We start from the raw sequence: 6,000 nt of genomic DNA on the forward strand, positions 1-6,000 counted from the left end.
GACTCAGACGACCGTCCGGGACGGCCGTCTCGAACGACTGTCCCGGACAACCGTTCCGGACAACCGTTCCGGACGACCGTCCCGAGCGACCTCAGAACCCGAGCTCGGCCAGCGCCTTCCGCCCGTCCACCGGCCCGCCGTCCGCGTCCAGCGCCGTCCACGCCGCCGCGCACAGCGCCCGCAGGCCGTCCCAGCGGTCCCCGGCGCCGGTCAGCCACAGCACACCGCCCTCCGCCACCGCCGTCCAGCCGCCGCAGCCGAAGCCGCCGCCCGCCGCCGTCACCGCCGGCTGCGCGACCAGCAGGCCGCGCAGGTCGGCCGCCAGGTACGTCGGCCGGTGCTCGACCGGGGCCGCCAGCAGCTGCACCGGGGTGGTCACCCCGGTGAACACCAGCAGGCTGTCCACCCCGCCGTTGAAGGCGCCCTCGATGTCGGTGTCCAGCCGGTCCCCGACCACCAGCGGCCGCCGCGCGCCCGTCCGCAGCACGGTCTCCCGGTGCATCGGCGGCAGCGGCTTGCCCGCCACCTCCGGGTCCACCCCCGCCGCCGCCCGCACCGCGGCCACCAGCGTCCCGTTGCCGGGCGCGATGCCGCGGGCCGTCGGCACCGTCATGTCGGTGTTGGAGGCGACCCACGGCAGCCCGCCGCGCACCGCGTACGCGGCCTCCGCCAGCTGCGCCCAGCCGACCGACGGGTCGAAGCCCTGCACCACCGCGAGCGGCTCCTCGGCCAGCGAGCGGACCGCGACCAGCCCGCGCTCGGCCAGCGCCTCCTCCAGTCCCAGCCCGCCCACGACCAGCACCTTCGCTCCGGCCGGCACCTTCTCGGCGACCACCCGGGCGGCCGCCTGGGCCGAGTTGATCACGTCCGCGGGCTCGGCCGGCACACCCAGCTCGGTCAGGTGCTCGGCGACCACCCGCGGCGGGCGGGAGGCGTTGTTGGTCACGTACGCGAGCCGCATCCCGGCCGTCCGGGCCGTCGCCAGCGAGTCCACCGCGTGCTCGATCGCGTGCGGGCCGGCGTAGACCACGCCGTCCAGGTCCAGCAGTGCCGTGTCGTACGCCTCGGTCAGCGGGCGGTCGCTGCCGCCGGGGGTGGTCCGTCGCGCGGGGGTGGCCGTCTCGGTCATGCCTGCCCTACCTCATTCACTGCGGTTCGTCCGCGTTCACCGCGGTTCGTCTGCTCGTCACTGCCCGCCCGGTCAGGCGTCCTCGTCGACGCCGCCGGGCCCTCCCCCGACCTGCCCGGGCACCCCCGGCTCACGGTAGCCGGGCGCCCCCGGCAGCAGTGGGCCGTAGGCCCCGGCGCGGGCCGCCAGGGTCGCCCTGGTCTGCCGCAGCGCCGCCCGGTAGTGGTCGGCCTCCGGCCGCATGGCCACCGCCAGCGCCAGGTGCTCGGCGGAGGTCTCGAAGTCGCCCAGCCGGGCCGCCGCGACCCCCCACCCGAACTGAGCGTAGTCGTCCGAGGGATCTGCCTGCGCCACCGCCCGGAAGTTCTCCAGCGCCGTCGCGTACGAACCGGCGTCGAACTGCGCCCGGGCCAGCGCCTCCCGGATGCTGCGCGAGTGCGGCTCGGCCTCCGCCGCCCGGACCAGCAACTGCTCGGCCGCCGCCGGGTGCCCCTGGGCCAGCAGGTTCGCGCCCCGGCGGAACCAGTCGTAGACGTCCCCGGCCGGCTCCCCGGTCCGCCCCTGGGCGGGCACGCCGCCCGTCGGCACGCGCTCCCCCGGCGCACCGCCGTCCAACCGTTCCTGCCCGTCCTCCATGCCGTACCTCGCCCTCGGTCGTACACCCGTCCGACCGTTCGGCACGGGGATTCCGATCTCTCAACAACGCGTACCCGGTTACGATGCCCAGAATGAGCACACCCAGTGCAGAAGACGGAGTCGAGACTCCCGTGGGCGGCCCCGGCGATCCCGGGCACGTCGCCACCGCAGGCCTGTCCCTGTCCCCCTTCCGTGGCCTGCGCTACGTCCCCGACCGGGTCGGCGCGCTGGCCTCGGTGATGTCCCCGCCGTACGACGTCGTCGACCCGGGGCGCCGGCTCGACCTGGAGACCGCCGACCCGCACAACGTGGTCCGGCTGATCCTGCCCCGCCCGGAGCCCGAGGACGCCGGCGACCGCCCCGACCGCGACACCAAGTACCGGCACGCCGCCCGGCTGCTGGCCGCCTGGCAGCGCGAGAGCGTCCTCGCCGCCGACCCGGAGCCGGCCATCTACGTCTACGAACAGCGGATCCCCGGCAACGGTGACACGCCCGAGCTGCTCCAGCGCGGCCTGATCGGCGCCCTCGCGGTGAGCGGCCCCGAGGCCGGCGTCGTCCTCCCCCACGAGGACGTGATGCCCCGGCCGGTCGCCGACCGGGTCGGCCTGATGCGCACCACCCGGGCCAACCTCGAACCGCTGCTGCTCACCTACCGCGGCAACGGCGGCGCCTCCGGCGTCATCGAGCGGACCGTCGAGGGCGAGCCGCTGCTCTCCACCGCCACCTCCGACGGCACCCACCACCGCCTGTGGGCGGTCACGGACCCCGCCGACCTCGGCGAGATCAGCCGCGACCTGGCCACCTGCCGGGCCCTGATCGCCGACGGCCACCACCGCTGGGAGATGTACCTGCGGCTCCAGCGCGAACACCGCCACCTGCCCCGCAGCCCGTGGGACCGCGGCATGGTGCTGCTGGTGGACACCGCCCGCTACCCGCTGCGGGTCCGGGCCATCCACCGGGTGCTGTACCGGCTGCCGGTGGCCGAGGCCCTGGAGAAGCTCGGCGACCAGTGGAAGGTCAAGGAGGTCCCCGGTCCGCTGACCGCCGCCCTCCAGGCCCTCGCCGAGCAGAAGCGGCACGGCGGCAACGGCTTCGTCCTCACCGGCGGCGACGGCGTGTTCTGGCTGCTCGGCGAGCCGGAGGAGGCCCTGCTGGAGGCCACCGTGCCGCACGACCGGCCCGAGGAGTGGCGCCACCTGGACGCCACCGTGCTGCACGCCACCCTGCTCGACCACACCTGGCACGTCCCCGACGGCCCCGACGACATCGGCTACCTGCACACCGCCGCGGCCGCCGAACGCGAGGCCGCCCGCACCGGAGGCACCGCCGTACTGCTGCACCCGGTCCGGGAGAGCGTGGTGCGGAGGCTGGCCGAACAGGGCGTCACCATGCCGCGCAAGTCCACCTCGTTCGGGCCGAAGCCGGCCACCGGGCTGGTGCTGCGCAGCCTTCCGCTGGGCTAGGCCGCTGGGCTAGGCCGTCGGCCGGGCAGCCGGGCAGCAGGAACCCCCGGACGCCGTGAGGCCCTGCCGATCTCCCCCGAAGGGGCATCGGCAGGGCCTCACGGCGTGTTTCAGGGCGCTCAGGCCTGGGCGTCGCCCTTGGCCTCGGCCTTGTCGGCCTTCTCGGTCTCGTCGGCCTCGGCGTCCGCGGCGCGCTCGGGGACCATGCCGTCGAAGTCCTCGTCGATCTCGAGGTCGTCCTCGTCGTAGAACTCCTCGACGTCCTCTTCGTCCTCGAAGATCACACGGTCGTCGGAGACGTCGCCGCCGCGCTTCTTCGCCGGGGCCTCGGCCCGGTCGACGTCCTCGTCGGCCAGCTCCGGGTCGAGCGCGTCGGTGAACTCCACGCCGTCGATCTCGGCCAGGCGCTCCGAGGCGTTGGTCGAACCCTCGGTGTCGGCCTCGGCGGCCTTGGCGAACCAGTCACGGGCCTCGTCGCCACGGCCAGCGGCGATCAGCGCCTCGGCGTAGGCGTACCGCAGGCGCGCGGTCCACGAGTGCACGGCGCTGGAGGCCAGCTCCGGGCTCTGCAGGGTGACGACGGCCGCCTCGAACTGCTGCATGTCGCTGCGGGCACCGGCCGCGACCAGGCGCATCTCCACCTGGCCGGCCTTGTCCAGCTGCTTCACCTCGGGCTCGCCGGCCATCGCCAGCGCCCGCTCCGGACGGCCCAGACCGCGCTCGCAGTCGGCCATCACGGGCCACAGGTCGGCACGACCGGTCATCCGACGGGCGGCGCGGAACTCGGTCAGCGCCTCGGAGTAACGCTGCGTCATGTACGAGGCGAAACCGGCCGCCTCACGGACGGCGGGCACACGGGACGCCAGTCGCAGCGCGACGCGCGAGTACTGGTAGGCCTCCTCCGCGTCGCCGTCGAGCAGCCGGGCCACCATCACCAGGTTGCGCGCGACGTCGTCCGCGAGGGTCTTGGGCAGGCTCTTGAGCTCCTGGCGCACGTCCGCGTCCAGCTCGAAGCCGGTGACGTCCTCCGGGATCGGCAGGCGCTTGACCGGCTCGAAGTTGCCACGACGGTCGTCGTAGTCCCCACGGCCGCGGTCGCCGCCGCGGTCGTCACGGTCGCGGTAGGACGGACGGTCGTCGCGACGGAAGCCGCCGCCACCCTGACGGTCGTCCCGGCGGAAGCCGCCACGGTCGCCGCCGCGGTCGCGGTTGAAACCACCACCCTGGGGACGGTCGCCACGGTCGCCGTAGGACGGACGGTCGTCACGACGCGGACGGTCGTCACGGTCGTCGCGACGGAACCCGCTCGGGCGGTCGTCCCGGCGGAAGCCGCCACCCTGGGGGCGGTCGTCACGGCGGAAGCCACCGCGGTCGCCGCCACGGTCGTCACGGTTGAAGCCACCACCCTGCGGACGGTCACCGCGGTCGCGGTTGAAACCGCCACCCTGCGGACGATCGCCACGGTCGCGGTTGAAACCGCCACCCTGGGGACGGTCACCGCGGTCGCGGTTGAAACCGCCGCGGTCGTCACGGTCGCGGTTGAAACCGCCGCCCTGGGGGCGGTCGTCACGGCGGAAGCCACCGCGGTCGCCGCCACGGTCGTCGCGGTTGAAGCCACCACCCTGCGGACGGTCGCCACGGTCGCGGTTGAAACCGCCACCCTGCGGACGGTCGTCACGGCGGAAGCCACCGCGGTCGCCGCCACGGTCGTCACGGTTGAAGCCACCGCCCTGGGGACGGTCACCGCGGTCGCGGTTGAAGCCACCACCCTGCGGACGGTCACCGCGGTCTCGGTTGAAGCCACCCCCCTGCGGACGGTCGCCACGGTCGCGGTTGAAACCGCCACCCTGGGGACGGTCACCGCGGTCGCGGTTGAAACCGCCGCCCTGCGGACGGTCGCCACGGTCGCGGTTGAAACCGCCACCCTGGGGGCGGTCGTCACGACGGAAGCCGCCACGGTCGCCGCCGCGGTCGTCACGGTCGCGGAACGACGGACGGTCGTCACGACGCGGACGGTCGTCACGGTCATCGCGACGGAACCCGCTCGGGCGGTCGTCCCGACGGAAGCCGCCACCCTGGGGGCGGTCGTCACGGCGGAAGCCACCGCGGTCGCCGCCACGGTCGTCACGGTTGAAGCCACCGCCCTGGGGACGGTCACCGCGGTCGCGGTTGAAGCCACCACCCTGGGGACGGTCACCGCGGTCGCGGTTGAAGCCACCGCCCTGGGGACGGTCGCCACGGTCGCGGTTGAAACCGCCACCCTGGGGACGGTCACCGCGGTCGCGGTTGAAACCGCCACCCTGGGGACGGTCGCCACGGTCGCGGTTGAAGCCACCACCCTGCGGACGGTCGTCACGACGGAAGCCGCCACGGTCGCCGCCGCGGTCGTCACGGTCGCGGAACGACGGACGGTCGTCACGACGCGGACGGTCGTCACGGTCGTCACGACGGAAGCTGCCACGGTCGTTGGACCAGCCCCCACGCGACCGGGGCTCGTAGCCTCGGCCGTCGTCCGATCGACGCTCGGGACGGCCCTCGGGCTGGTTCGACATCCTCGTGACTCCTTCTGCTGCTTCATCTCCACCGCGGACTGGGCAACGTCAGTGCCGTCACGCGGTATCGGCGCCGGCCTCCTGGCCGCACACCATCTCCATTGTCCGGCATGTCGGAAGCGTCCGCTCCTGGGCGGAAGTCCCGGCCTGCCGGTCTCGTGCAAGTTCGCAAAACACAAAAAGGCCGCGGCCCCAACGAAACGCTGGGGCCCCCGCCTTT

The 6,000-nt window shown here is 74.2% G+C and carries 4 protein-coding genes and 1 pseudogene; 1 reads left to right on the forward strand and 4 read right to left on the reverse strand.

Going from position 1 to position 6,000, the window contains the following annotated elements; genetic code table 11:
- Positions 1–91 precede the first annotated feature (91 nt).
- Together ACFV8H_RS36430 and ACFV8H_RS36435 are read right to left on the reverse strand one after the other, a co-directional pair.
- A complete protein-coding gene (locus ACFV8H_RS36430; protein ID WP_380408384.1) occupies positions 92–1,129 on the reverse strand; it encodes an HAD-IIA family hydrolase in 1,038 nt (345 codons plus the stop codon).
- 72 nt (positions 1,130–1,201) lie between these two features.
- On the reverse strand, positions 1,202–1,765 hold the full coding sequence (locus ACFV8H_RS36435; RefSeq protein ID WP_380408386.1) for a tetratricopeptide repeat protein: 564 nt from the start codon (positions 1,763–1,765) through the stop codon (positions 1,202–1,204).
- Positions 1,766–1,857: 92 nt separating this feature from the next.
- On the opposite strand from ACFV8H_RS36435, the gene ACFV8H_RS36440 reads away from it, so the two are divergent.
- A complete protein-coding gene (locus tag ACFV8H_RS36440) occupies positions 1,858–3,228 on the forward strand; it encodes a DUF1015 family protein (protein WP_380408388.1) in 1,371 nt (456 codons plus the stop codon).
- Between the two features lie 119 nt (positions 3,229–3,347).
- Here the strand turns inward: ACFV8H_RS36440 and ACFV8H_RS36445 are convergent, their stop codons facing one another.
- Positions 3,348–4,268: a hypothetical protein gene (locus tag ACFV8H_RS36445; RefSeq protein ID WP_380408398.1), complete on the reverse strand. Its 921-nt coding sequence runs from the start codon at positions 4,266–4,268 to the stop codon at positions 3,348–3,350.
- 57 nt (positions 4,269–4,325) lie between these two features.
- A pseudogene (locus ACFV8H_RS36450) lies at positions 4,326–5,780 on the reverse strand (hypothetical protein); the annotation flags it as partial.
- Positions 5,781–6,000: the final 220 nt, after the last annotated feature.

The organism is Kitasatospora sp. NPDC059827, from assembly GCF_042731675.1.
Classification (GTDB): Bacteria; Actinomycetota; Actinomycetes; order Streptomycetales; family Streptomycetaceae; genus Kitasatospora.